Raw genomic sequence first — 388 nt, forward strand, 5'->3', positions numbered from 1 at the left:
TAGGAAGATGACAGTTGGGACAGCGTCACTGCTTATCGGTGCAACACTCTTATTTGGTGTGAATAATGATGCACAAGCAGCTGAAGATACGACAAGCGAAGCGACAACAGAAAGTCAATCTGGGAAGCAAATACAGATCCAGCTGAAACACAATCAGAAGAATTAGCGGTAGAAAATACAGAAGTGCCGACAACTGAAACGACAGAAGCAGCATCGGAAACAGAAGTGACACCAGAAGGTACTGAAACTGAGACGGCAACAACTGAGGCAGAAACAGCAGTAGAAGATGATTCAGCAACAGAAGAAGTGGCAAACGTATCTACAGAAACTGAAAAAGTGGCAGAAGTACAATCAGAATCTACGCAAGATGTTGAACCTGCAACAGAAA

Annotated in this window: 2 protein-coding genes; both read left to right on the plus strand. The window is 43.6% G+C overall.

The window, feature by feature from the left end; all coding sequences use genetic code 11:
• The first annotated feature begins 7 nt into the window (after positions 1–7).
• Positions 8–166 (plus strand): YSIRK-type signal peptide-containing protein, encoded by a 159-nt coding sequence (locus tag SH09_RS17540; protein WP_412179350.1) that lies wholly within the window; start codon positions 8–10, stop codon positions 164–166.
• A 17-nt stretch (positions 167–183) separates the two neighbouring features.
• A partial coding sequence (locus SH09_RS13910; protein ID WP_042740214.1) for a hypothetical protein occupies positions 184–388 on the plus strand: 205 nt, incomplete at its 3' end.

Source organism: Staphylococcus gallinarum (assembly GCF_000875895.1).
Taxonomy (GTDB): domain Bacteria; phylum Bacillota; class Bacilli; order Staphylococcales; family Staphylococcaceae; genus Staphylococcus; species Staphylococcus gallinarum.

What these genes read in the sequence shown, in the direction of transcription:
- SH09_RS17540 (WP_412179350.1), top strand. Translation starts at nt 8, where the DNA reads ATGACAGTTGGGACAGCGTCACTGCTTATCGGTGCAACACTCTTATTT.